This window comes from Phytopseudomonas straminea, from assembly GCF_900112645.1.
GTDB classification, from domain to species: Bacteria; Pseudomonadota; Gammaproteobacteria; order Pseudomonadales; family Pseudomonadaceae; genus Aquipseudomonas; species Aquipseudomonas straminea.
Map to the genome: position 1 here is coordinate 276,974 of NZ_FOMO01000005.1, position 25,404 is coordinate 302,377.

23 protein-coding genes are annotated in these 25,404 nt (G+C 63.0%); 15 read left to right on the forward strand and 8 right to left on the reverse strand.

Annotated elements, in window-relative coordinates; translation table 11 throughout:
- The first annotated feature begins 250 nt into the window (after positions 1–250).
- From BM279_RS14365 to BM279_RS14375, 3 genes are all read left to right on the forward strand, one after another.
- A complete protein-coding gene (locus BM279_RS14365; RefSeq protein WP_093504730.1) occupies positions 251–748 on the forward strand; it encodes a disulfide bond formation protein B in 498 nt (165 codons plus the stop codon).
- Positions 749–753: 5 nt separating this feature from the next.
- Positions 754–2,040, forward strand: a complete 1,287-nt coding sequence (locus BM279_RS14370) for a glycosyltransferase (protein ID WP_093504732.1) — start codon at positions 754–756, stop codon at positions 2,038–2,040.
- A 168-nt stretch (positions 2,041–2,208) separates the two neighbouring features.
- Positions 2,209–3,210 (forward strand): TRAP transporter substrate-binding protein, encoded by a 1,002-nt coding sequence (locus tag BM279_RS14375; RefSeq protein ID WP_093504734.1) that lies wholly within the window; start codon positions 2,209–2,211, stop codon positions 3,208–3,210.
- 128 nt (positions 3,211–3,338) lie between these two features.
- On the opposite strand, the gene cysG is transcribed toward BM279_RS14375, so the two are convergent.
- The 6 genes from cysG to ftsK all read right to left on the reverse strand — a co-directional run bounded on the left by cysG (position 3,339) and on the right by ftsK (position 10,958).
- Positions 3,339–4,736 (reverse strand): siroheme synthase CysG, encoded by a 1,398-nt coding sequence (gene cysG / locus BM279_RS14380; RefSeq protein WP_093504737.1) that lies wholly within the window; start codon positions 4,734–4,736, stop codon positions 3,339–3,341.
- A gap of 171 nt (positions 4,737–4,907) precedes the next feature.
- Positions 4,908–6,185 (reverse strand): serine--tRNA ligase, encoded by a 1,278-nt coding sequence (serS, locus tag BM279_RS14385; protein ID WP_093504739.1) that lies wholly within the window; start codon positions 6,183–6,185, stop codon positions 4,908–4,910.
- Between the two features lie 16 nt (positions 6,186–6,201).
- Entirely contained in the window at positions 6,202–6,576 is a 375-nt protein-coding gene (crcB, locus tag BM279_RS14390; RefSeq protein WP_093504741.1) for a fluoride efflux transporter CrcB, read from the reverse strand.
- Complete coding sequence (locus BM279_RS14395) at positions 6,573–7,898, reverse strand: replication-associated recombination protein A (protein WP_093504743.1); 1,326 nt, start codon at positions 7,896–7,898, stop codon at positions 6,573–6,575. Before BM279_RS14395 ends, crcB begins: the two co-directional genes overlap by 4 nt.
- Before the next feature lie 6 nt (positions 7,899–7,904).
- The gene (gene lolA / locus BM279_RS14400) at positions 7,905–8,531 is read right to left on the reverse strand and encodes an outer membrane lipoprotein periplasmic chaperone LolA (RefSeq protein WP_093504745.1); all 627 of its coding nucleotides are present in this window, start codon (positions 8,529–8,531) and stop codon (positions 7,905–7,907) included.
- 18 nt (positions 8,532–8,549) lie between these two features.
- A complete protein-coding gene (ftsK, locus tag BM279_RS14405) occupies positions 8,550–10,958 on the reverse strand; it encodes a DNA translocase FtsK (protein ID WP_093504747.1) in 2,409 nt (802 codons plus the stop codon).
- Between the two features lie 215 nt (positions 10,959–11,173).
- Here ftsK and trxB point away from each other — a divergent pair, with 215 nt between their 5' ends.
- The 4 genes from trxB to infA all read left to right on the forward strand — a co-directional run bounded on the left by trxB (position 11,174) and on the right by infA (position 14,002).
- Positions 11,174–12,124: a thioredoxin-disulfide reductase gene (gene trxB, locus BM279_RS14410; RefSeq protein WP_027910772.1), complete on the forward strand. Its 951-nt coding sequence runs from the start codon at positions 11,174–11,176 to the stop codon at positions 12,122–12,124.
- Positions 12,125–12,171: 47 nt separating this feature from the next.
- Positions 12,172–12,864 (forward strand): leucyl/phenylalanyl-tRNA--protein transferase, encoded by a 693-nt coding sequence (gene aat / locus BM279_RS14415; protein ID WP_093504749.1) that lies wholly within the window; start codon positions 12,172–12,174, stop codon positions 12,862–12,864.
- A 69-nt stretch (positions 12,865–12,933) separates the two neighbouring features.
- Entirely contained in the window at positions 12,934–13,641 is a 708-nt protein-coding gene (locus tag BM279_RS14420) for an arginyltransferase (protein WP_093504751.1), read from the forward strand.
- Between the two features lie 142 nt (positions 13,642–13,783).
- Positions 13,784–14,002, forward strand: a complete 219-nt coding sequence (gene infA, locus BM279_RS14425) for a translation initiation factor IF-1 (RefSeq protein WP_002553999.1) — start codon at positions 13,784–13,786, stop codon at positions 14,000–14,002.
- 122 nt (positions 14,003–14,124) lie between these two features.
- On the opposite strand, the gene clpA is transcribed toward infA, so the two are convergent.
- A complete protein-coding gene (gene clpA / locus BM279_RS14430; RefSeq protein WP_093504753.1) occupies positions 14,125–16,395 on the reverse strand; it encodes an ATP-dependent Clp protease ATP-binding subunit ClpA in 2,271 nt (756 codons plus the stop codon).
- A gap of 28 nt (positions 16,396–16,423) precedes the next feature.
- Positions 16,424–16,786, reverse strand: coding sequence for an ATP-dependent Clp protease adapter ClpS (clpS, locus tag BM279_RS14435; protein ID WP_074887722.1), 363 nt, complete (start codon positions 16,784–16,786; stop codon positions 16,424–16,426).
- Positions 16,787–17,007: 221 nt separating this feature from the next.
- On the opposite strand from clpS, the gene cspD reads away from it, so the two are divergent.
- The 8 genes from cspD (at position 17,008) to BM279_RS14475 (ending at position 25,375) form a co-directional block, all read left to right on the forward strand.
- On the forward strand, positions 17,008–17,274 hold the full coding sequence (gene cspD / locus BM279_RS14440) for a cold shock domain-containing protein CspD (RefSeq protein ID WP_093504755.1): 267 nt from the start codon (positions 17,008–17,010) through the stop codon (positions 17,272–17,274).
- Positions 17,275–17,649: 375 nt separating this feature from the next.
- Positions 17,650–19,878, forward strand: coding sequence for an NADP-dependent isocitrate dehydrogenase (locus BM279_RS14445; RefSeq protein ID WP_093504757.1), 2,229 nt, complete (start codon positions 17,650–17,652; stop codon positions 19,876–19,878).
- Between the two features lie 80 nt (positions 19,879–19,958).
- Entirely contained in the window at positions 19,959–20,405 is a 447-nt protein-coding gene (locus BM279_RS14450; RefSeq protein ID WP_093504759.1) for an NUDIX hydrolase, read from the forward strand.
- An 83-nt stretch (positions 20,406–20,488) separates the two neighbouring features.
- The gene (gene mnmA / locus BM279_RS14455; protein ID WP_093504761.1) at positions 20,489–21,604 is read left to right on the forward strand and encodes a tRNA 2-thiouridine(34) synthase MnmA; all 1,116 of its coding nucleotides are present in this window, start codon (positions 20,489–20,491) and stop codon (positions 21,602–21,604) included.
- Complete coding sequence (gene hflD / locus BM279_RS14460; RefSeq protein WP_075930300.1) at positions 21,601–22,221, forward strand: high frequency lysogenization protein HflD; 621 nt, start codon at positions 21,601–21,603, stop codon at positions 22,219–22,221. Before mnmA ends, hflD begins: the two co-directional genes overlap by 4 nt.
- Before the next feature lie 118 nt (positions 22,222–22,339).
- Positions 22,340–23,710: an adenylosuccinate lyase gene (purB, locus tag BM279_RS14465; protein ID WP_093504763.1), complete on the forward strand. Its 1,371-nt coding sequence runs from the start codon at positions 22,340–22,342 to the stop codon at positions 23,708–23,710.
- Positions 23,711–23,790: 80 nt separating this feature from the next.
- A complete protein-coding gene (locus tag BM279_RS14470; RefSeq protein ID WP_093504765.1) occupies positions 23,791–24,960 on the forward strand; it encodes a ribosomal protein uL16 3-hydroxylase in 1,170 nt (389 codons plus the stop codon).
- A complete protein-coding gene (locus BM279_RS14475) occupies positions 24,953–25,375 on the forward strand; it encodes a GNAT family N-acetyltransferase (protein WP_013791415.1) in 423 nt (140 codons plus the stop codon). Before BM279_RS14470 ends, BM279_RS14475 begins: the two co-directional genes overlap by 8 nt.
- Positions 25,376–25,404 lie beyond the last annotated feature (29 nt).

A 25,404-nucleotide genomic window follows, 5' to 3' on the forward strand; every position in this document is an offset into this window, starting at 1 on the left:
GGGGATTTTTTTGGATGCGTGAAAGCGCGCGCACTGTTGTTGTGGGAACGGGCCATGCCCGTGATTTCCCGCGCATGGACTGGGCGTCCCCGCACGCTCCCACAGATAGTGGTCAGGCATGGTCTTCAACTGCCCCCTATACATGCCTGCAAAAATGATGGTTTGCATCGGAATCCTCGATTGCCCGGCACGCTGCCTTCCGGTACAAACGGCACCTTGTCGCCGTAGGCCTTCCCTCCTGGAGAATTTCATGTCCCGCCCCGCCCCGCTGTTGCTGCTGATCGCCCTGGCCAGCGTCCTGATGCTCGCCGGTGCCCTGATTGCCCAGCATGTATTCGGCTGGGAACCCTGCACCCTGTGCGTGCAGATCCGCCTGTGGCTGTGCCTGACCGCCGCAATCGCCTTGCTGCTGAGCGCCGCCTCGGCGGCGCGCCAGACCTGGCTGACGGTGCTGCTGTGGCCGCTGCTGCTGGCCGCCAGCGGCATGGCGCTGATCGACAACGCCCATGTCACCCTGATCGAAGTGGGCATCATGGAAAGCTTCAGCTGCTCGCCCTTCCCGTTCTATTACCAAGTGCTGCCGTTGCACGAGTACTGGCCGGGCGTGTTCATGAGCGGCGGCGTGTGCGGCATGAACGATTACAAGATTCTCGGCCTGCCTTTCACCGTATGGACGCTCGCCAGCATCGCCGCGCTGTTTGCGTTGGTGCTGACCACCCTGTGGCGCAGCATTCGCGGTAAACGCTGAAGCCCATGCGCAAGGTTTTGGTGATCGGCTATGTGTGGCCGGAGCCGCGCTCGTCCGCGGCCGGCAGCCGCATGCTGGAATTGCTCGGGGTGTTTCGCAGCCAGGGCTGGCAGGTCATATTCGCCAGTGCCGCGGCGCTGTCCACACACCGCGCTGATCTCGCCGAGCTGGAAATCGAGGAAGTCACCGTCGCCCTGAACTGCGACAGCTTCGATCGCTACGTGGCGAGCCTGCAGCCGGATCTGGTGCTGTTCGACCGTTTCTTCACCGAAGAACAGTTCGGCTGGCGGGTAGAGCGCGCCTGGCCAGACGCCCTGCGCGTGCTCGATACCAGCGACCTGCACTGCCTTCGCGATGCCCGTCACGCCTTGCTCAAGGCCAGTCAGCAGGCTTGCGACAGCGAAGCGCAGCGCCAACAGGTCGGTCCGGTGCAGGCCTCAGCGCAGCAATTGTATGCCGCTATGGCCGGCACCGATATGGCCCAGCGCGAGGTTGCGTCGATCTACCGCTGTGACCTGACGCTGATGATTTCCGAATTCGAGATGCAGCTGCTGCAGGAACAGTTTGGCGTGTCGGCGAGCCTGCTACATGACTGCGCACTGATGCTGATCCCGCCCGCGCTGGTCGACCTGTCTTTTGCCGAACGCGCGCATTTTCTGAGCATCGGCAATTTCCGCCATGCGCCCAATTGGGACGCCGTGTTGTGGCTCAAGAACGCCCTGTGGCCGCTGATTCGCGCGCGCCTGCCCCAGGCGCAACTGCACGTGTACGGCGCTTATCCGCCGCCCAAGGCCACGGCGCTGCACAACCCCAGGCAGGGCTTTCATGTGCTGGGCTGGGTGGACGACGCGCATCGGGTGATGGCCCAGGCTCGGGTCTGCCTGGCGCCTCTACGTTTCGGGGCGGGCATCAAGGGCAAGCTGGCTGATGCCATGACCTGCGGTACACCGAGCATAACCACCGCCATCGGCAGCGAAGGCATGCACGGCGAGCAGCCCTGGCCAGGCGCTGTTGCAGACGATGCCCAGAGGTTTGCCGATGCAGCCGTGCAGCTCCATGAGGATCCAGCTGCCTGGTCGCAAGCCCGCGCTCACGCCGCCCCTCTGCTGGCTCAGCGTTTCGATCGCCCGCGGCTCGCCGCCGAACTGCTGGCCAGGCTCGAACAGCTCATGGACAACCGCGAGCAGCACCGCCAGCTGAACTTCGTGGGCGCCATGCTGCGTCACCACCAGCACAAGAGCACTCAGTACATGTCCCAGTGGATCGCCGCCAAGAACGCTCGCGGAAGTTGACCACTAGGGTGGCATTTTGCCGGTTGTCCTGCCCCAGCTAGGAAGGCCGTCACATATCTGACGCCATGACTGCAGTAGACTTCGCCTACAATCCATTACGGATCCTGCGGGCGTTGCCGCCAACCAGCGCCCGACCTGACAACAGTCGACAAGAATAAGGTCACCCCCATGCTGAAAAAGCTAGCTGTCGCGGCCGCCTGCGCCCTGACGCTCACCTCTTACGCCGCCGTTGCCCAGGAAAGCACGCTGGTGATCAAGCTTTCCCATGTGGTGGCGGACGACACGCCCAAGGGCCAGGGCGCCCTGATGTTCCAGCGCCTGGTCGACGAACGCCTGGACGGCAAGGTACGCGTCGAGGTCTACCCCAACTCATCACTGTATGGCGATGCCAACGAACTGGAAGCGCTTCGCAACAACGAGGTGCAGATGCTGGCTCCGTCGCTGGCCAAGTTCGACCAGTACACCAAGCAGCTGCAGGTGTTTGACCTGCCGTTCATGTTTGATGACCTGGAAGCCGTCAACCGCTTCCAGAAGCGCGCCAAGGGCCGCCAGCTACTGCGCTCGATGGAAGACAAGAACATCGTCGGCCTTGCCTATTGGCACAACGGCATGAAGCAGATGTCGGCGACCAAGGCCCTGCGCCTGCCCGGTGACGCCGCTGGCCTGAAATTCCGTATCCAGAATTCCAAGGTGCTCGATGCCCAGTTCGCCCAACTGGGGGCTACCGCGGTGAAGATGCCCTTCGCCGAGGTCTACAAAGGCTTGCAGAGCGGCCAGGTACAGGGCGCGGAAAACCCCTGGTCGAACCTCTACAGCCAGCGTCTGCATGAGGTTCAGCCGTTCATCACGGAAACCAACCATGGCGTGCTCGACTACATGCTGATCAGCAACGCACGCTTCTGGTATGCCATTCCGCACCAGATCCGCACCGAGCTGGAAGCGATCATCGACGAGGTCACCTACGCGGTAAACCGCCAGGCCGAGGAAGCCAACCTGGCCGACCGTCGCCGCATCGAAGCCTCCGGCAAGAGCCAGATCATTACCCTTACCCCAGAGCAGCGTCAGGCCTGGCGCGAGGCGATGCGCCCGGTGTGGCAGCAGTTCGAGGGTGAGATCGGCAGCGACGTGATCAAGGCGGCTCAGGTGGTGAACCGCAAGCGTCACGACTGATCGCTCCACAAACGAAAGAGGCCCGCGTGATGCGGGCCTCTTTCGTTTTAGTCGTTTTTAGTTCTTTGTCGCTTGGTGAGCTATCGGCCATAACCTCTCTCGGGTATCGCTGCGCTACGAGAACACGACTACTGGGCTGCGTGCTGAGCGCCTTCGAACCAGGCCAGCTTTTCGCGAAGCAGCACCACTTCGCCGACGATCACCAGCGTCGGCGCATGCACTTCATGCTGCGCCACCAGATCCGGCAGGTTGGCCAGCGTGCCGGTGAAAACACGCTGATTTTCCGTGGTGCCCTGCTGGATCAGTGCTGCCGGCGTACTCGCCGCACGCCCGTGGGTAACCAGCTGCCGGCAGATGGTCGGCAGGCCCACAAGGCCCATATAGAACACCAGCGTCTGGCTCGAGGCCACCAGCTCCTGCCAGGGCAGATCGGCACTGCCGTCCTTGAGGTGCCCGGTGACGAAACGCACGGACTGGGCGTGGTCACGGTGTGTCAACGGGATACCAGCATAGGCCGAGCAACCACTGGCGGCGGTAATGCCCGGCACTACCTGGAAGGGAATGCCATGGGCGGCCAGTTGTTCGATCTCCTCGCCACCACGGCCGAAGATGAACGGATCGCCGCCCTTGAGGCGCAGCACGCGCTTGCCGGCCTTGGCCAGGTCGATCAAGCGCTGGTTGATCTGTTCCTGAGGCACGGCGTGATCGGCGCGGCGCTTGCCCACGTAGATGCGTTCGGCGTCACGGCGGCACAGCTCGACGATGGCCGGAGCGACCAAGCGGTCGTAGAGCACTACGTCAGCCTGCTGCATCAGGCGCAGGGCGCGGAAGGTCAACAGATCGGGATCGCCGGGGCCGGCGCCGACCAGGTACACCTCGCCCAGCGCCTGGGGCGCCGCGCCGTTGATCTTGTCTTCGAGCAGGCGGCGGGCTTCACCGAGCTTGCCGGCGAATGCGCTCTCGGCCACCGGGCCCTGGAATACGTCTTCCCAGAACACGCGGCGCTGCTGCACGTCCGGGAACAGGCTCTTGACCTGGGCACGGAAGATTTTCGCCAACCCGGCCAACTGGCCGTAGGTGGCAGGGATCCAGGTCTCGATCTTGGCGCGAATCAGGCGGGCCAGTACCGGCGCGTCGCCACCGCTGCTGACCGCGACGATCAGCGGCGAACGGTCGACGATGGCCGGGAAGATCACGCTGCACAGCGCCGGTGCATCGACCACATTGACCGGAATACCGAGGGCCTGGGCCTGCTCGGAAATCTGCGCATTGAGCGGCACATCATCGGTCGCCGCGATGACCAGCGACACGCCTTGCAGGTCGCCTGCCTCATAGCCACGCAGCAGTAGCTCCCCTGCTCCTTGCGCGACCAGCTCGCGCAGCTCGCTGACCACGTCGGGCGAAACTACCCGCAGCGTACCACCGGCATCGGCCAGCAGCCGCGCCTTGCGCAGGGCGATTTCGCCGCCGCCGACCACCAGCACGCGACGGTTCTGCAATTTGTGGAACAGGGGAAGGAAGTCCATAGCGAGTCCCGCTTCAGTCGCTCACGGCAGCGACATTGAAAATGGCGACCCCGAGACGAAGCTCGGGGCCTGATTCGTAAGGTGGGCCGGGGGCGCGTAGAGACACTCTATTAGCCCACCGCTGCAATGCCCGGGCGCCCAGGAGCGCCCAAGCCTTCTCGCAGACCCGCTTCAGATGACCTCGATGCCACCCATGTACGGCTTCAGCACGTCCGGCACGCGGATGGTGCCGTCGGCCTGCTGGTAGTTCTCCAGCACGGCCACCAGGGTGCGGCCCACCGCCAGGCCGGAGCCGTTGAGGGTGTGCAGCAGCTCGGGCTTGCCGGTTTCCGGGTTGCGGTAACGCGCCTGCATGCGGCGTGCCTGGAAGTCGCCACAGTTGGAGCACGAGGAGATCTCGCGGTACTTGTCCTGGCTCGGCACCCAGACTTCCAGGTCGTAGGTCTTGGTGGCGCTGAAACCCATGTCGCCGGTGCACAGCGCGAGGACGCGGTATGGCAGCTCGAGCAGCTGCAGCACTTTCTCGGCGTGGCCGGTCAGCTCTTCCAGCGCATCGAAAGACTTGCCAGGCTCGACCACGTGAACCATCTCGACCTTGTCGAACTGGTGTTGGCGAATCATCCCGCGGGTGTCGCGACCCGACGCACCGGCCTCGCTGCGGAAGCACGGCGTATGGGCGACGAACTTGATCGGCAGCTGCTTGGCGTCGACGATCTCGCCGGCCACGATGTTGGTCAGCGACACTTCGGCGGTCGGGATGAGGTAGAAGTCTGCTTCGCCTTCACGGCTGATCTTGAACAGGTCTTCCTCGAACTTCGGCAGCTGGCCGGTACCCTGCAGCGCCGGCGCCTGTACGAGATACGGCGTGTAGGCCTCTTCGTAACCGTGTTCGGCGGTGTGCAGGTTGATCATGAACTGCGCCAGGGCGCGGTGCAGACGGGCGATCGGACCACGCAGCAAAGCGAAGCGCGCGCCGGACAGCTTGGCAGCGGTTTCGAAATCCAGCCAGCCGTGCTGCTCGCCGAGGGCGACATGGTCCTTGATCTCGAAATCGAAGGCCCGCGGCGTACCCCAGCGACGCACCTCGACGTTGTCGTCTTCATCGGCGCCCACCGGCACCGACTCGTGCGGCAGGTTGGGAATGCTCAGCAGCAGGTTGTCGAGCTCGACCTGAATGGCGTCCAGCTCGTGTTTGCCTTCTTCCAGCTCGCTGCCCATGCGGTCGACGTCGGCCAGCAGCGGCGCGATGTCTTCACCGCGCTGCTTGGCCTGGCCAATGGACTTGGATCGACTGTTGCGCTCGGCCTGCAGTTGCTCGGTGCGGGTCTGAACGGACTTGCGCTGCGCCTCGAGGGCTTCGACGCGGGTCACGTCCAGTTCATAGCCACGGGTGGCCAGACGCTGGGCAATATCGTGCAGTTGGCTGCGCACCAGTTTGGAATCGAGCATTTCAGGTTCTCGTCGATCAGAGTTTGGTTAACGAAAGGCCTGCCCAGGTGGCGAGCAGGCCGCCCAAGACACTTACTGCCACATAGGCCAGGGCCAGTGGCGCCTGGCTGCCTTCCAGCAGGCGCAGGGTGTCCAGGGAAAACGAAGAAAATGTGGTGAAACCGCCCAGCACGCCGACGATCAACCCTGCCCGCACGGGCAGCGGCACTTCGGGGCGCATCAGGAACAGACCGTAGAGTACCCCGATCAGCAGGCAGCCGACGAGGTTGACGATTAAGGTGGCGCCATAAAAGTGCTGCGGCCAGTTGGCCGTGACCCAGTTGCCGGTGAAAAAACGCGCCAGTGTACCCAGCGCGCCGCCGGCTGCTACCGCTAGTATGGTCGTGATCATGACTTTCTCCGCTGCCTGGGGCTGTGAGCATCCTGGTTGGCCAGGTGGGCCAGCTTGTCGCGTATCTTCAACTCCAAACCGCGCGGCACTGGCTCGTAGTAACGTCGTGGCTCAAGGTCCTCGGGGAAGTAGTCCTCGCCAGCCGCATAAGCATCGGGCTCGTCGTGGGCGTAGCGATATTCCTCGCCGTAACCAAGTTCCTTCATCAGTTTGGTCGGCGCGTTGCGCAGGTGCAGCGGTACTTCCCGCGAGCCGTTCTCGGCGATATCACGCTTGGCGGCCTTGAAGGCCATGTACACGGCGTTGCTCTTCGGCGCGCAGGCGAGATAGACGATGGCCTGGGCCACGGCCAATTCGCCCTCGGGGCTGCCCAGTCGTTCCTGCACGTCCCAGGCGTTCAGGCATAGGGTAAGAGCACGTGGGTCGGCGTTGCCAATATCCTCGCTGGCCATGCGCACCACGCGACGGGCGATGTACAGCGGATCGCAGCCGCCGTCGAGCATGCGTGCGAACCAGTAAAGCGCTCCGTCCGGGCTGGAGCCGCGAATCGATTTGTGCAGCGCAGATATCTGGTCGTAGAACGCCTCGCCGCCCTTGTCGAAACGCCGCCGTGTGTCACCGAGCAGGTCGAGCAGCAGCTCGGTGCTGATCTCGCCGCCGTCATCGGCCAGGTCCGCCGCGTTCTCGAGAAAGTTGAGAAACCGCCGGCCGTCACCGTCCGCCGCGCTCTTGAGAATCTCGAAGCTTTCTTCCGGCAACGTCAGGCGCCGCTCGCCAAGCCCTTTGGGCTCGTTCAGGGCGCGGTTTACCAGCTTGCGCAACGCGGCGTCATCCAGGCTCTTGAGCACATAGACGCGGGCGCGGGACAGCAAGGCGTTGTTGAGTTCGAAGGACGGGTTTTCGGTGGTCGCGCCGATGAAAATCAGCGTGCCGTCCTCGACATAGGGCAGAAAGGCGTCCTGCTGGGACTTGTTGAAGCGATGCGCTTCGTCGACGAACAGGATGGTGCGGCGACCATACTGGGCCGCATGCTGCTGGGCGACCTCGACGGCCTGGCGGATTTCCTTGACCCCGGAAAGCACCGCGGAAATGGTCTCGAAATGCGCGTCGGTGACCTGGGCCAGCAGGCGCGCCAGGGTGGTCTTGCCGACCCCGGGCGGGCCCCAGAAGATCATCGAATGCAGGGCGCCCTGCTCCAAGGCTTCGCGCAGCGGTTTACCGCGGGCCAGCAAGTGCTCCTGGCCGACGTATTCGTCCAGTGTGGTCGCACGCAAACGGGCGGCCAGGGGCTGAGCGACGGGCGCGCTGCGAAACAGATCCACGACGACCTACTCTTGGATGACGTCCGCACCCTCGGGGATTTCGAAGCTAAACTGCTTGTCATCCAGAGGCTGGTTCATCTTCACGCTCATGAACAGGATGTTGGTGCGCTGGCCGATGCTGTCGATCAGCTGCATGTCGTTGAGCACGCCGTTGCGGAAGGACAGGCGCAGGCTGTCGAACAGGGTGTCCTTGGCCTTGGGCTTGAGGATGAAGTCCACCACGTTGCCGCCTTCCTTGAAGGTGATCTCGAAGTTCTCGCGGATCTGCGACACGTCGCCGGACAGCAGCAGCGCCGGCGTGTGAGTCAGGCGTTGATCGAGGGACTGGATAGTGACCTGCTCCAGATCCGGGTCGTACAGCCAGACCTGCTTGCCGTCAGAAACCAGCAACTGCTCCATGGGCTGGTCGGTGTGCCAGCGGAACAGGCCCGGACGCTTGAGGGCCAGCTCGCCGGCGGTTTCTTGCAGCTGGGTGCCGCTGCCATCGAGCGACAGCTGGGAAAAGCGTGCGGTGATGGTCTGCGCCTGGTTGAGCAGCTCGGTCAGGCGTTTGACCGCTGCCTCGTCGTCAGCGTGGGCGAACAGGCTGGCCGTGGTCAGCACGGCGAGCAGCATCAGGCGAATCAGGCGCATGTGAATCCTCTGTCGGAGTTAGTCGCGGCTCGAACCAGGTGCGATGACCTCGCGCGAGCCGTTGGTATTCATCGGGGTGACGACGCCGGCCATTTCCATGGCTTCGATCATGCGAGCAGCGCGGTTGTAGCCGATCTTCAGCTTGCGCTGCACCGAAGAGATCGAGGCGCGACGGCTTTCCAGTACGAAGTTGACCGCTTCGTCGTACAAAGGATCACTCTCGCTGTCTTCACCGCCCTCACCGCCGCTGCCGCCGTCGAAGCCACCGCCGCCGCCTTCTTCTGCGCCGGCGAGGATGTCTTCGTTGTAATCCGGTGCGCCGCGCAGTTTCCAGGCCTCCACCACGCGGTGCACTTCGTCATCGGACACGAAGGCGCCGTGCACGCGGATCGGCAGGCTGGTGCCCGGTGGCATGTAGAGCATGTCGCCGTGGCCGAGCAGCTGTTCGGCGCCGCCCTGGTCGATGATGGTACGCGAGTCGATCTTGCTCGATACCTGGAACGCCATACGGGTCGGGATGTTGGCCTTGATCAGGCCGGTGATCACGTCCACCGAGGGGCGCTGGGTGGCGAGAATCAGGTGGATGCCGGCGGCACGTGCCTTCTGGGCGATACGGGCGATCAGCTCTTCGACCTTCTTGCCGACGATCATCATCATGTCGGCGAACTCGTCGACTACCACGACGATGGTCGGCAGCGGCTTGAGCAGCGGTGCTTCGTCTTCCATGCTCTCGCGGCGATACAGCGGGTCGGCCAGCGGCTCGCCGGCCTCGATGGCGTCCTTGACCTTGCGGTTGAAGCCGGCCAGGTTGCGCACGCCCATCTTCGACATCAACTTGTAGCGGCGCTCCATCTCGGCAACGCTCCAGCGCAGTGCGTTAGCCGCCTCCTTCATGTCGGTGACCACCGGGCACAGCAGGTGCGGAATGCCTTCGTAGATCGACAGCTCGAGCATCTTCGGGTCGATCATGATCAGCCGCGCGTCTTCCGGGCTCGACTTGAACAGGATCGACAGGATCATCGCGTTGACGCCCACCGACTTACCGGAGCCGGTGGTACCTGCTACCAGCAGGTGCGGCATCTTCGCCAGGTCGGTGATCACCGGCTTGCCGCCGATGTCGTGGCCCAGGGCCAGAGCCACCGGCGACTTGGCGTCGTCGTATTCTGGGGTGGACAGCACTTCGGAGAAGCGCACGATCTGGCGGTTCTCGTTGGGAATCTCGATACCCACGGTGGTCTTGCCGGGAATCACTTCCACGACGCGCACGCTGGTCACCGCCAGCGAGCGCGCCAGGTCCTTGGCCAGGTTTGCGATGCGGCTGACCTTGACGCCGGCAGCCGGCTGGATTTCGTAGCGGGTGATCACCGGGCCCGGGTGGATCGAATCCACCGTGACCTCGACGCCGAACTCCTTGAGTTTGATTTCCAGCAGGTGGCCGACGCCAGCCAGGGATTCGGGCGAGTACTCGACCTTCTTGGCCTCGGCCGGGTCGAGCAGGGAAATGGGCGGCAAGGTGCCTTCCACGGCGCTGTCGACGAACAACGGCACCTGCTTTTCCTTCTGTACGCGCTTGCTCGGTTCCGGCGCCTTGGGCGCTATCGGTGCGGAAATGACTGGCGCCGGGCGGCTTTCGCGCTCGGTCATGTGCTTGTTGAGCGACTCTTCGCGCTCGATCAGGCGTTCCTTGACCTTGGCCTGCTCGCGGCGATCCTTGACCACCGGGGCGGCGACGTCATGCACGCGCTCGTCCACTTCGCGCAGCTGGGCGACGAGTTGCTTGCGATCCTGGCGCGAGCTCCACCAGCGGTTGACCACGCTCTGCACCAGTTCAAGCAGGTCGAGGGTGATCTTGCCGGTCAGGTCCATGACCTTGAACCAGGACAGGTCGGTGAACACGGTCAGGCCGAACAGGAACAGGGCGATGAACAGCAGCGTGCTGCCCTGCACGTTGAGCGCGGCGACGGTCAGTTGCCCGAGGCTTTCGCCCAGCGCGCCGCCGGCCGAGGCCGGCATGTTGGCGCCGCTCTGGAAGTGAATGTAGGCCAGCGCCGCGCCGGACAGCACCAGGAACACCAGGCCGATCAGCCGCCAGGAGAACAGCCAGCCGCTCCAGTGCCACGGTTCGTGGCGTGCGCGGAACACCTGCAGGGCCTTGATGCCCAGCAGCAGCGGAAACAGATAGGCGAAATAACCCAGGGCCATGAACAGCACATCGGCGAACCAGGCGCCGGCGCGTCCTGCGGCGTTGTGCACCTGTTCGACGTTGCTGGTGTGCGTCCAGCCCGGATCGGCCGGGTCGTAGGTGAGCAGCGCCATCCACACATAGAGACACAGCGCACCGAGAGCGATCAGGGCGCCCTCTTTGAGGCGATATGGCAATTGCTGACGCCAGGCCGGCGCCGCTGCTGTAGAGCTAGAGTTCTTCAAAACGCATCTGTTCCTGCGCTGCTAGCGCGCCGAATGATCGGTGGAGGACGAAACGCCGCCATTGTACGGCATGCCGCCGGTGCATTGGAGAACCGATCGCCCGGCTGGCTCCCGCTCGTCCCGTGCTTCGGTGTAGCATAGCGGCCACTATTCGTCCGTGCGGCTCAATTTGAGCATGCATTCTCTTTTGTGACAAAGGCTTATGAGGTGTTTTTATGAGCGAAGTCAAGCATTCCCGCCTGATTATCCTGGGCTCCGGGCCGGCCGGTTACAGCGCCGCCGTATACGCCGCTCGTGCCAATCTGAAGCCTGTCATCATCACCGGTATTCAGCCTGGCGGTCAGCTGACCACCACCACCGAGGTCGACAACTGGCCGGGTGACGTGGAAGGGCTGACGGGACCGGGGCTGATGGAGCGCATGCAGAAACACGCGGAGCGCTTCGAAACCGAGATCATCTACGACCACATCCACACCGCCGAGTTGCAGAGCCGTCCGTTCACCCTCAAGGGTGACAGCGGCACCTACACTTGCGATGCGCTGATCATCGCCACCGGCGCTTCGGCGCAGTACCTGGGCCTGCCCTCCGAAGAAGCGTTCGCCGGCAAGGGCGTTTCCGCCTGCGCGACCTGCGACGGTTTCTTCTACCGCAACCAGGTGGTCGCGGTCATCGGCGGCGGCAACACCGCCGTGGAAGAAGCGCTGTACCTGTCCAACATCGCCAAGGAAGTGCACCTGGTGCATCGCCGCGACAAGCTGCGCTCGGAGAAGATCCTGCAGGACAAGATCTTCGACAAGGCGGCCAACGGCAATATCAAGCTGCACTGGAACCACACCCTGGAAGAAGTGCTGGGCGACGCCACTGGCGTGACCGGCGCGCGCCTGCGCAGCACCCAGGACGGCACCACCAGCGACCTGCCATTGGCTGGCGTGTTCATCGCCATCGGTCACAAGCCGAACACCGACCTGTTCCAGGGCCAACTGGAAATGCGTGACGGCTACCTGCTGGTCAAGGGTGGCAGCGAAGGCAACGCCACGGCCACCAGCATCGAGGGCGTGTTCGCCGCCGGCGACGTGGCCGATCATGTCTATCGCCAGGCCATCACCTCGGCCGGTGCGGGCTGCATGGCCGCCCTGGATGTCGAGAAGTTCCTCGACGACAACTGAGGCTCCGGGCGGACTGACTCCCGCCCTCCCCCGCTGCGGTCTCGCCAATGCTTACCTGGTTGCAACGCGACTCCCTGACCTTTCCGCCGCTCGACAAAGCGCTGCGCGAACCCAACGGCCTGCTGGCCGCTGGCGGCGACCTGCGCGCCGAGCGGCTGATCGCCGCCTATCGGCACGGCTGCTTTCCCTGGTACCAGGATGGCCAGCCGCTGCTGTGGTGGTCGCCTGATCCGCGTACCGTGCTGTTTCCCAGCGAATTGCATGTGTCGCGCAGCCTGCGCAAAGTCATCCGCCAAGGTTATTTTCAGGTGACCTTCGACCAGGCGTTCACCGATGTCATACGCGCCTGCGCGGCGCCTCGCGACTACGCGGATGGCACCTGGATCACCACACCCATGCAACAGGCCTATATCGACCTGCATGAGCGCGGCGTGGCGCACAGCGTCGAGGTCTGGCAGGACCAGCAACTGGTCGGCGGGCTTTACGGGCTGGCCATGGGCAGACTGTTCTTCGGTGAGTCGATGTTCAGTCGGGCCGACAATGCCTCCAAGGTCGGCTTCGCCAGCCTGGTCGAGAAACTCCAGGCCTGGCAGTTCGAGCTGATCGACTGCCAGATGCCGACCCAGCACCTGCACAGCCTCGGCGCCCGTGCGATCAGTCGCCAGGAATTCGCCAGCTATCTACAGCGTTTTCTGGATCGGCCCAGCCTGGCCGACTGGCAAGGCGCTGGCGACCGGTGACGAGCGCCGTTCTGGCTCGCAGCCCGGCACTGGCATACACTGATTCCAGGCCATTCCCGGGAGTCGATCATGACTGAGCTGGCTCGCCTGAAGTTCTACGCCACGCAACCCCATCCCTGCAGCTATCTGCTCGAGGAACAGGCCACCACGCTGTTTCTCGACCCCAGTCAGCCGATGGACGCGAACATGTATGCCGAGCTCTCCGAGCTCGGGTTCCGGCGTAGCGGCGATCACCTCTACCGCCCCCACTGTCAGCGCTGCACGGCCTGCGTGCCGGCGCGAATTCCGGCTGCCCGTTTCGCCCCAAACCGCCAGCAGCGGCGCATTCTCAAGCGCAATGAATCACTTGAAGTGCGCGCCATAAGACCTTCATTTACCGAAGAATATTACGACCTCTACGCACGCTATATCGAGCAGCGCCACGCCGACGGCGATATGTACCCGCCCAGTCGCGAGCAGTTCTCCACCTTTCTGGTTCGTGACCTGCCCTTTTCGTGCTTTTTCGAATTTCGCGAGCAGGGCCGACTGCTCGCCATCGCCGTGACCGACGTGCTGCCTAACGGCCTATCGGCGGTCTACACCTTCTACGATCCGGACGAAGAGCGCCGCAGCCTGGGTCGCTACGCCATTCTCTGGCAAATCGGCGAAGCGCTGCGCCTGAATCTGCAGGCCGTATATCTTGGCTACTGGATCAAGAACTGCAGGAAGATGAACTACAAGACCCAGTACCGCCCCATCGAGCTCTTCGTCAATCAGCACTGGGTCGCCCTGACCTGAAATCGACGATATTCCTGGCCTTTCGCTGCCGAAACAGAGGCAGCCCCTTGGCGTCAACCCTTGTTTTCAGGCACAATGCTTGCCGCTTTTGCCTGGGGCCAGTTGCGCCGGGCCATTCTCTGGATACCGAGGGCTTTACTGCATGTCGAAAGAAGACAGCTTCGAAATGGAAGGCACTGTCGTCGACACCCTGCCCAACACCATGTTTCGTGTGGAGTTGGAAAACGGGCACGTCGTTACCGCGCACATCTCCGGAAAGATGCGCAAGAATTACATCCGCATTCTGACTGGTGACAAGGTTCGCGTAGAGCTGACCCCGTACGACCTGAGCAAAGGTCGCATCACCTATCGCGCTCGCTAACAGGGCAAGAGCACGATTCACTGCTCTGCTCCAGTGACCAATAAAAAGCCCGGCATCTCTGCCGGGCTTTTTATTGGTCGCTTGCCTGGGAAGACGGGGCGCGATGAGCGCCCCGCCAGCCCTCAGGCCATTTCCGCAGTGGTCTCGAAATCGAACGTCAGCTCGCCGTTTTCCAGATTCACGTGCACCGTACCGCCATGCTCGGAAAGCTCCCCGAAGAGAATCTCCTCAGCCAGGGGACGCTTGATGCGATCCTGGATCAGGCGAGCCATGGGCCGGGCGCCCATCTGCACGTCGTAACCCTGCTCGGCCAGCCAGTCGCGCGCCGCATCGCTGACTTCGAGCATGACGCGCTTGTCCTCGAGCTGCGCCTGCAGCTCGATGAGGAACTTGTCGACGATGCTCTTGATCGTGTCGTGGCTGAGACGGCCGAACTGGATGATGGTATCCAGGCGGTTGCGGAACTCCGGCGTGAAGCTCTTCTTGATCACTTCCATGGCGTCGGACGAGTGATCCTGATAGCTGAAACCGATCGACGCACGGGACGCGGTTTCCGCGCCGGCATTGGTGGTCATGATCAGGATCACGTTGCGGAAGTCCGCCTTGCGCCCGTTGTTGTCGGTCAGCGTGCCGTGGTCCATGACCTGCAGCAGCAGGTTGAAGACTTCCGGGTGCGCTTTCTCGATTTCGTCGAGTAGCAGTACGCAATGGGGCTGCTTGGTGATCGCTTCGGTCAGCAGGCCACCCTGATCGAAACCGACGTAGCCGGGTGGCGCCCCGATCAGGCGCGACACGGTGTGCCGTTCCATGTACTCGGACATGTCGAAACGCACCAGTTCCACGCCCAGCGCCTTGGACAGCTGGCGAGCCGCCTCGGTCTTGCCGACGCCGGTGGGGCCGGCGAACAGGAACGAGCCGACCGGCTTGTCCGGCGCCTTGAGGCCAGCCCGCGACAACTTGATGGCGGTGGCCAGCGAATCGATGGCGGCGTCCTGGCCGAATACGGTAAGCTTGAGATCGCGCTCCAGGTTGCGCAGCAGTTCCTTGTCGGAGCTGCTGACATGTTTCGGCGGAATGCGCGCGATCTTGGCCACGATGTCCTCGACCTGCGGCACGTCGATGCGCTTGACGCGCTTCTCCTGCGGCTGCAGACGCTGGAACGCACCCGCTTCGTCGATCACATCGATGGCCTTGTCGGGCATGTGACGATCATTGATGTAGCGCGAGGCCAGCTCCGCGGCTGCGCGCAGGGCTTCATCACTGTACTCGATGTCGTGATGCTGCTCGAAGCGCCCCTTGAGGCCCTTGAGAATGCCAATGGTGTCTTCCACCGAAGGCTCCACCACGTCGACCTTCTGGAAACGCCGCGCCAAGGCGCGATCCTTCTCGAAGATGCCACGAAATTCCTGGAAGGTCGTCGAGCCGATGCAGCGGATCTCGCCCGACGACAGTGCCGGTTTGAGCAGGTTCGAAGCATCCATTACGCCACCCGAGGCAGCCCCGGCACCGATGATGGTGTGAATCTCGTCGATGAACAGGATGGCTTGCGGACGCTTGCGCAGTTCGGTGAGCAACGCCTTGAGGCGCTTCTCGAAATCCCCGCGGTACTTGGTGCCGGCCAGCAGCGCGCCGAGATCCAGAGAGTAGACGACGCTGTCAGCCAGCAGGTCGGGCACCTGATTGTCGACGATGCGCTTGGCCAAGCCTTCGGCGATGGCAGTTTTGCCGACGCCAGCCTCGCCGACCAGCAGCGGGTTGTTCTTGCGGCGACGAGCGAGAATCTGCGCAACCCGCTCGACTTCATGCTCGCGACCGACCAGCGGGTCGATGCGGCCCTGACGAGCCAGCTCGTTGAGATTGCTGGCGTAGGCGTCCAGCGGATTGCCCGAGGAAGACGACTCGCCGCCCTCTTCGTCCTGCATTTCCGGGTCGGCTTCGGGCGACGCGCCCTGCCCCGGCACCTTGGAGATGCCGTGAGCGATGAAATTGACCACGTCGATACGGGCCACGCTCTGCTGCTTGAGCAGGAACACGGCCTGGCTTTCTTGCTCGCTGAAGATCGCGACCAGCACGTTGGCGCCGGTGACTTCGCGCTTACCGGAGCTCTGCACGTGGAATACCGCGCGCTGCAGCACGCGCTGGAAGCCCAGCGTCGGCTGGGTTTCGCGCTCTTCGTCGTGCTGGGGGATCAGCGGCGTGGTGGAGTCGATGAATTCCTGCAGGTCACTGCGCAGCTTGTCCAGGCTGGCACCGCAGGCGCGCAGTACGCTGGCTGCAGCTTCGTTGTCCAGAAGAGCCAGCAGGAGGTGCTCCACGGTCATGAATTCATGACGTTTCGCGCGGGCCTCCTTGAAGGCCAGGTTGAGGGTGACTTCGAGCTCTCGATTTAACATAGCTTCACCTCATGCCAAGCGGCCGGCGTTAACCGTCCTTCTCGATTTCACAGAGTAATGGGTGCTGGCTTTCACGCGCGTACTGATTGACCTGCGCGGCCTTGGTCTCGGCGATATCGCGGGTGTAGAGCCCACAAACGGCGCGACCTTCGGTGTGCACGGTCAACATGATCCTGGTTGCCACCTCGCGATTGAGGTTGAAGAAGGTCTCGAGTATCTCGACCACGAAATCCATGGGGGTGTAGTCATCATTGAACAAGACCACCTTATAGAGCGGAGGCGCCTGCAATGCCGGCTTGGATTCCTCAACGGCCAGGCCTGATGAGTCGTCCTCATGCGGTGCGGGTCGATCCTGATTGAATGTTAGTCGAATCTGGCTACTTGCATGCATGCTGGATAAAAGGTTCGTGGGGGTGGATGGAGCGGGCCGCAAAAATAAGACCCGTTTATCGTCGTTTCGTGCGATGCCTTGACTATCCGTCAAAGGGTGTTACAACCAAAGGATACCCCTACGGGGCGAAAGGGCTTGCGTTCGCCGGGCGATGTCCGCGGGCGCTGGATCTAATGTGGATGATACTCCAGCAGTGGGGTTCCTTGCAGAGGGATATCGGCATGCTAAGTGGTAAGGTCAAGTGGTTCAACAACGCCAAGGGCTACGGATTCATCCTGGCCGACGGCCGAGATGAGGACCTGTTCGCCCATTACTCGGCCATCCAGATGGATGGATACAAAACCCTGAAGGCCGGTCAGGCCGTCAACTTCGATATCATCCAGGGCCCCAAAGGTCTACATGCCGTTAACATCAGTGCCGCCCAGGCCAGCCAGGACAAACCAACCCCGGCAACCAGCCCAGCACGCGCCACAGCGGTCGGCGCCTGATTCTCACTGCTTGACACAACCGGCCCATGTGGCCGGTTTTTTATAGGCGCGGCAAAAATAGTACAGCCTTCAAGTTCGTTGCCGAGCGCCAAGACCAACCTCTTCACTACGGCCATGAGCAACTTGATGCGACGGTTTGATATACTCGGGCGCTGACTGAGTAGTCATAAGGGCGCCTTTGCCTGGAGTACGGCTTCCAGCACCCGTCGCGCGTGCCCTGTCAGGCGATCCAGATACCGCCATCAGGCAGCTGCGACACCCAACATCATCGGGATGGAACTTCGAATTCACCTCATTGATGCCGCGCTGTGGTCAGAAGCCACCTCACCCGGATCAGTGCCGTGCAAGTTCAGTAAAGAGAGAGTTAAATCAAATATGACCACACGCTCGAAGATCATTTACACCCTCACCGACGAAGCCCCAGCGCTCGCGACCTACTCCCTGCTCCCCATCGTCAAAGCCTTCACCGCCTCCTCCGATATCGCCGTCGAGACCCGCGACATTTCGCTGGCCGGCCGTATCCTGGCGCTGTTCCCCGAGTTTCTGACCGATGCTCAGAAACAGGGTGATCACCTCGCCGAGCTGGGCGCCCTGGCCACCACGCCAGAAGCCAACATCATTAAGCTGCCGAACATCAGCGCCTCGGTGCCGCAGCTCAAGGCCGCCATCAAGGAGCTGCAGAGCCAGGGTTACGCCCTGCCCGACTACCCGGACGCCGACGACAGCGAGCAGGCGCGCGACATCCGCAGCCGCTACGACAAGGTCAAGGGCAGCGCCGTGAACCCGGTCCTGCGTGAAGGCAACTCCGACCGCCGCGCACCGCTGTCGGTCAAGAACTATGCCCGCAAGCACCCGCACAAGATGGGCGCCTGGACTGCCGACTCCAAATCCCATGTCGCGCACATGGAAAGCGGCGACTTCTACGGCAGCGAGAAAGCGGCCCTGATCGACGCCAAAGGCAGCGTGAAGATCGAACTGGTCGGCGCTGACGGCAGCACCACCGTGCTGAAAGAGAAAACCAGCGTGCTGGCTGACGAAGTCCTGGATTGCTCGGTGCTGAGCAAGAAGGCCCTGCGCAGCTTCATCGCCGCTCAGATCGAAGATGCCAAGAAACAAGGCGTGCTGTTCTCGGTGCACCTGAAAGCCACCATGATGAAGGTCTCCGACCCGATCATCTTCGGCCAGATCGTCGCCGAGTTCTACAAGTCAGCCCTGGAGAAGCACGCTGCTGCCCTGCAGGAAGCCGGCTTCAACCTGAACAACGGCATCGGCGACCTGTACGCCAGCATCAAGAAGCTGCCGGCCGACAAGCAGGCCGAGATCGAAGCCGACATTAACGCTGTCTACGCCGACCGCCCGGCGCTGGCGATGGTCAACTCCGACAAGGGCATCACCAACCTGCACGTGCCGAGCGACGTGATCGTCGACGCCTCGATGCCGGCGATGATTCGCGACTCGGGCCGCATGTGGAACACCGCGGGTGAGCTGCAAGATGCCAAGGCCGTGATCCCGGATCGCTGCTACGCCGGTATCTACCAGGCAGTGATCGAAGACTGCAAGGCCAATGGCGCCTTCAACCCGACCACCATGGGCAGCGTGCCGAACGTTGGCCTGATGGCGCAGAAAGCCGAAGAGTACGGTTCCCACGACAAGACCTTCCAGATCCAGGCCGCCGGCGTGGTTCGCGTCAGCGATGCCAACGGCAAGGTACTGATGGAGCAGAAGGTCGAGGAAGGCGACATCTTCCGCATGTGCCAGACCAAGGACGCGCCGATCCAGGACTGGGTCAAGCTGGCCGTCAACCGCGCCCGTTTGAGCAACACCCCGGCAGTGTTCTGGCTGGACCCGGCTCGTGCCCACGACGCCGAAATGATCAAGAAGGTCGAGAAGTACCTGAAGGATCACGACACCAGCGGCCTGGACATCCGCATCCTCGCACCGGTCGACGCCATCAAGTTCTCCCTGGCCCGTATCCGCGAAGGCAAGGACACCATCTCGGTGACCGGCAACGTGCTGCGCGACTACCTGACTGACCTGTTCCCGATCATGGAGCTGGGCACCAGCGCCAAGATGCTGTCGATCGTGCCGCTGATGAATGGCGGCGGCCTGTTCGAAACCGGCGCTGGCGGTTCGGCGCCCAAGCACGTGCAGCAGTTGGTCGAAGAGAACTTCCTGCGCTGGGATTCCCTGGGTGAGTTCCTCGCTCTGGCTGCTTCCCTGGAGCACCTGGGCAACACCTACGACAACCCGAAAGCACTGGTGCTGAGCAAGACTCTGGACCAGGCCACCGGCCAGTTCCTCGACAACGACAAGTCGCCGGCGCGCAAGGTTGGCGGTATCGACAACCGTGGCAGCCACTTCTACCTGGCGCTGTACTGGGCCCAAGCCCTGGCAGCCCAGAGCGAAGACGCCGCCCTACAGGTGCAGTTCGCACCACTGGCTAAGACCTTGACCGACAACGAAGCCAAGATCGTCGCCGAGCTCGGCGCGGTACAGGGCAAGTCGGCAGAAATCGGTGGCTACTACGCACCGGACAAGGCGCTGACCGAAAAAGTCATGCGTCCGAGCGCGACCCTCAACGCAGCCCTGGCCTCCCTGGCCTGAGCAACGCGCTGATCTAGCGACACCGACAGCCCCGGCCTTGCGCCGGGGTTGTCGTTTTCAGAATTCGAAAAGGAGTCCGCATGACCTGGCATGCACATGTCACCGTCGCCACCATCGTCGAACACGAGGGGCGCTTTCTGTTCGTCGAGGAGCTCAAGGGTGGGCGCCTGGTGCTCAATCAGCCGGCCGGCCACCTGGAGCCGAAGGAGAGCCTGCAACAGGCAGCCGTGCGCGAGACGCTCGAGGAGACCGGCTGCGACGTCGAGCTGACCGGCGTCACCGGCATCTACCTGTACACAGCACCGAGCAACGGAGTGACCTATCAGCGCATCTGCTTCGTCGCCAACTTGGTTCGGCACCATGCCGAGCGTGCGCTGGACAGCGACATCAGTGGCATTCGCTGGCTCACGTACGACGAACTGTTGGCCGAGCGCGACCACCTGCGCAGCGAGCTGGTACTGCGCTGCCTGAATGACTACCTGGCGGGCGCCCGCTTCCCCCTCGCCCTCATCCATGACCCCATGTGAAAACCGGCCGTGCGCGGCAGACTGAAACGCACCGCGCATCCTGTTAGAATCTCGTCCCTTTGAAGCCCGTATTGATCCCGACCATGCAAGATCCAGCTACCCAGCGCGTCATCGTCGGCATGTCCGGCGGTGTCGACTCCTCCGTCTCGGCCCTGCTCCTGCTCGAAGCGGGCTATCAGGTCGAAGGCCTGTTCATGAAGAACTGGGACGAAGACGACGGCACCGAATACTGTACCGCCATGGACGACCTGGCGGACGCCCAGGCCGTGTGCGACCGTATCGGCATCAAGCTGCACACCGCCAACTTCGCCGCCGAGTACTGGGACAACGTGTTCGAGCACTTCCTGGCCGAATACAAGGCCGGGCGCACGCCCAACCCGGACATCCTTTGCAACCGTGAAATCAAGTTCAAGGCGTTCCTCGACTACGCCCTGATGCTCGGTGCCGACCTGATCGCCACCGGCCATTACGTGCGGCGCCGCGATATCGACGGGCGCTACGAACTGCTCAAGGGCCTGGACCCGAACAAGGACCAGAGTTACTTCCTGCACGCCGTTGGCGGCGAGCAGATCGCCAAGACCCTGTTTCCGGTCGGCGAACTGGAGAAGCCCGAAGTGCGGGCGATCGCCGAGAAGTACGAGCTGGCCACCGCCAAGAAGAAGGATTCCACCGGTATCTGCTTCATTGGCGAGCGCCGTTTCAGCGACTTCCTCAAGCAGTACCTGCCGGCGCAGCCGGGCAACATCGAAACCACCGAGGGTGACGTGATCGGCAAGCATCACGGCCTGATGTACCACACCATCGGCCAGCGCCAGGGCCTGGGCATCGGCGGCCTCAAGGATGCCGGCGACGAGCCCTGGTACGTGCTGCACAAGGACCTGACCCGCAACGTGCTGATCGTCGGCCAGGGCAACGAACATCCCTGGCTGTTTTCCCGTGCCCTGCATGCCTCACAGATCTACTGGGTCAACCCGGTAGCGCTCGATGCGCCTAGGCGCCTGACCGCCAAGGTACGTTACCGCCAGGCTGACCAGGCCTGCACCCTGGAACGCACCGCCGATGGCTACCGCGCCACGTTCGAGCAACCGCAGCGTGCGGTCACGCCGGGCCAGTCCGTGGTGTTCTATGACGGCGACGTCTGCCTCGGCGGCGGCGTGATCGAGAGCGCCGAACCCTGGAGCGAGGGCGCACCGCGATGAATCCCATTCAAGAACAGCTGATCGCCCTGGGCGCGGTTTTTCAGGCGGCGGTGATGGTCGACAAGATCGCCAAGACCGGCCAGGCCGCCGAAAGCGAAGTGACCTGCCTGATCAACAGCCTGCTGGTGCGCGACGCCAACGGCACGCTGGACGTGTACGGCGGTGATGACCTGAATTTGCGCGACGGTTACCGCGCCCTGGTCAGCGCCCTGGAACGTGACCCCACCAGCCTGCAGCGCGAGCCGCTGCGCTACGCCCTCGCCCTGCTCGGCCTGGAGCGACAGCTCGACAAGCGCGGCGACCTGCTGCAACTGATGGGCAATCGCCTGGACCAGATCCAGAGCCAGGCCGACCATTTCGGCATTGGCCACGAGAACGTCATTTCTTCCTGTGGCGCGCTGTACCAGGACACCATCAGCACCTTCAAGCAGCGCATTCAGGTGCAGGGCGACAGCCGCTTCCTGCAACAACCGGCCAATGCCTCGAAGATTCGCGGCCTGCTGCTCGCCGGGATTCGCTCGGCGCGCCTGTGGCGCCAACTGGGCGGGCATCGCTGGCAGCTGGTATTCAGCCGTCGCAAATTGCTGCGAGAACTCTACCCGATGCTGCGCGGCTGATCCGCCGCGCCCCCATGCATTTCATCCGTCGATTCGCCGGGCGGCAGCGCTGATAGCCGCCCGGATTCGTGTATGATATGCGCCCTTTTCAACGCCCGACTGTCCGAGAACGCCTCCCATGCAGCTTTCCTCGCTCACCGCGGTTTCGCCCGTAGACGGCCGCTATGCCGGCAAAACCAGCGCCCTGCGCCCCATTTTCAGCGAATACGGCCTGATCCGTTTCCGCGTCCAGGTGGAAGTCCGCTGGCTGCAGCGCCTCGCCGCCCATGAAGGCATCAGCGAAGTCGCGCCTTTCTCCGCCGAAGCCAACGCCCTGCTCAACGAGCTGGCGGAAAACTTCGCCGTCGAGCACGCTGAGCGCGTCAAGGAAATCGAGCGCACCACCAACCACGACGTCAAGGCCGTGGAATACCTGCTCAAGGAGCAGGCTGCCAAGCTGCCGGAGCTGGACAAGGTCAGCGAGTTCATCCACTTCGCCTGCACCAGCGAGGACATCAACAACCTGTCCCACGCCCTGATGCTGCGCGAAGGCCGTGACACCGTGCTGCTGCCGCTGATGCGCCAGATCGCTGCCGCCATCCGCGAGCTGGCGGTCAAGTTCGCCGACGTGCCGATGCTGTCGCGCACCCACGGCCAACCGGCATCGCCGACCACCCTGGGCAAGGAGCTGGCCAACGTCGTGTACCGCCTCGAGCGGCAGATCACCCAGATCGCTGCCGTGCCTCTGTTGGGCAAGATCAACGGCGCCGTGGGCAACTACAACGCTCACCTGTCGGCCTACCCACAGGTCGACTGGGAAGCCAACGCCCGCCAGTTCATCGAAGGTGACCTGGGCCTGCAGTGGAACCCCTACACCACGCAGATCGAGCCCCACGACTACATTGCCGAACTGTTCGATGCCATCGCGCGCTTCAACACCATCCTCATCGACTTCGATCGCGATATCTGGGGCTACATTTCCCTCGGCTATTTCAAGCAGAAGACCGTCGCTGGCGAGATCGGCTCGTCGACCATGCCGCACAAGGTCAACCCGATCGACTTCGAAAACTCCGAAGGCAACCTCGGTATCGCCAATGCGCTGTTCCAGCACCTGGCCAGCAAGCTGCCGATCTCGCGTTGGCAGCGTGACCTGACCGACTCCACCGTACTGCGCAACCTCGGTGTCGGCTTCGCTCACAGCGTGATCGCCTACGAAGCAAGTCTCAAGGGAATCAGCAAGTTGGAGCTCAATACTCAACGTATTGCTGAAGACCTGAATGCCTGTTGGGAAGTGCTCGCCGAGCCGATCCAGACCGTCATGCGTCGTTACGCCATCGAGAACCCCTACGAGAAGCTCAAGGAGCTGACGCGCGGCAAGGGCATCACGCCCGAGGCGCTGCTGGCGTTCATCGACGCGCTGGACATGCCCGCTCCTGCCAAGGAAGAGCTCAAGCAGCTCACCCCGGCCAACTACATCGGCAATGCCGTGGCTCAGGCCAAGCGCATCTGACCGACGGGCACGCCCGAGAACGCCCGGCTGACGCCGGGCGTTTCTTTTTATACGCACCGATAAATATCAAGGACTTACAAATGAATCCTGATGCTCCTCTTCAGCTATTGGGTGGCCTGAGCGCACGCGAATTCCTGCGCGATTACTGGCAAAAGAAGCCCTTGCTGGTGCGCCAGGCCATTACCGATTTCGAGAGCCCGATTTCTCCCGATGAACTGGCTGGCCTGGCCCTCGAGGAAGAGGTCGAGTCGCGCCTGGTGCTCGAGCACGGCGAAACCCCGTGGGAAGTTCGACGCGGCCCGTTCGCCGAGGACGCCTTCGCCGACCTGCCGGAGCGTGACTGGACCCTGCTGGTGCAGGCCGTCGACCAGTTCGTGCCCGATGTGGCCGAGCTGCTGGAGCAGTTCAAGTTTCTGCCCAAGTGGCGCATCGACGACGTGATGATCAGCTTCGCCACACCAGGTGGCGGCGTTGGCCCGCATTTCGACAACTACGACGTATTCCTGCTGCAGGCCCACGGCCGCCGCCGCTGGCAGATCGGCCAGATGTGCGACGCCCAGAGCCCGCTGTTGCCGGATCTGGACATGAAGATCCTGGCTCAATTCGATCAAACTGAAGAATGGGTGCTCGAGCCCGGCGATATGCTCTATCTGCCGCCGCTCCTGGCCCACTGTGGCACCGCCGAGGACGATTGCATGACTTATTCCGTGGGTTTCCGCGCACCCAGCGCGGCCGAAGTTCTGACCCATTTCACTGACTTCCTTGGCCAGTTCCTGCCGGACGAAACGCGCTACAGCGACGCAGGCACCGCGCCGACCAGCGACCCGCACGAGATCCAGCGTGACGCCCTCGAACGCCTCAAGGCGCTGCTCGCCGAACACATGAGCGACGAGCGCCTGCTGATGACCTGGTTCGGCCAGTTCATGACCGAGCCCAAGTACCCGGAGCTGGTCGAAGGCATCGAGATCGACGAGGACGGCTTCCTCGATCAGCTCGAGGACGGCGCCATTCTGGTTCGCAACCCGAGCGCCCGCCTGGCCTGGGCGGAGGTCGGCGATGGCCTGGTGCTGTTCGCCAGCGGGCAGAGCCGCCTGGTCTCCGCCAGCCTGCGCGAATTGCTGAAGATGATCTGCTCGGCCGACGCCCTGCATCTGGAAAACCTCGGCCCATGGCTGGGCAACGACGAGGCCCGCGAGCTGGTGCTCGAATTGGCCAAGCAAGGAAGCCTGGAGTTTGCTGCCGATGAATGACCTGCACGTACGCATCGCCGACTGGCACAAGGATTACGAAGAGCTGCATCGCATCCGCGAAACCGTCTTCGTCGCTGAACAGGCCGTGCCGCCTGAACTGGAATGGGACGCCGAAGACAGTGATGCCGTGCATTTTCTCGCCTGCGAAGGCGACTACCCGATCGGTACGGCGCGCCTGCTCGCCGACGGCCAGATTGGCCGGGTAGCGGTACTCAAGGACTGGCGCGGCCTGAAGGTCGGCGAAGCCCTACTGCAGGCGGTGATCGCCGAAGCGGAAAAACGTGGCCTGAGCCAGCAAATGCTCAGTGCCCAGGTGCAGGCGACGCCGTTCTATGAAAAGCTGGGCTTCACTGTAGTGAGCGAGGAGTACCTGGAAGCCGGTATCCCTCACGTCGACATGGTGCGCAGCAGCTGATCTCAGCCGTGGCACACCGGTGCCACAGA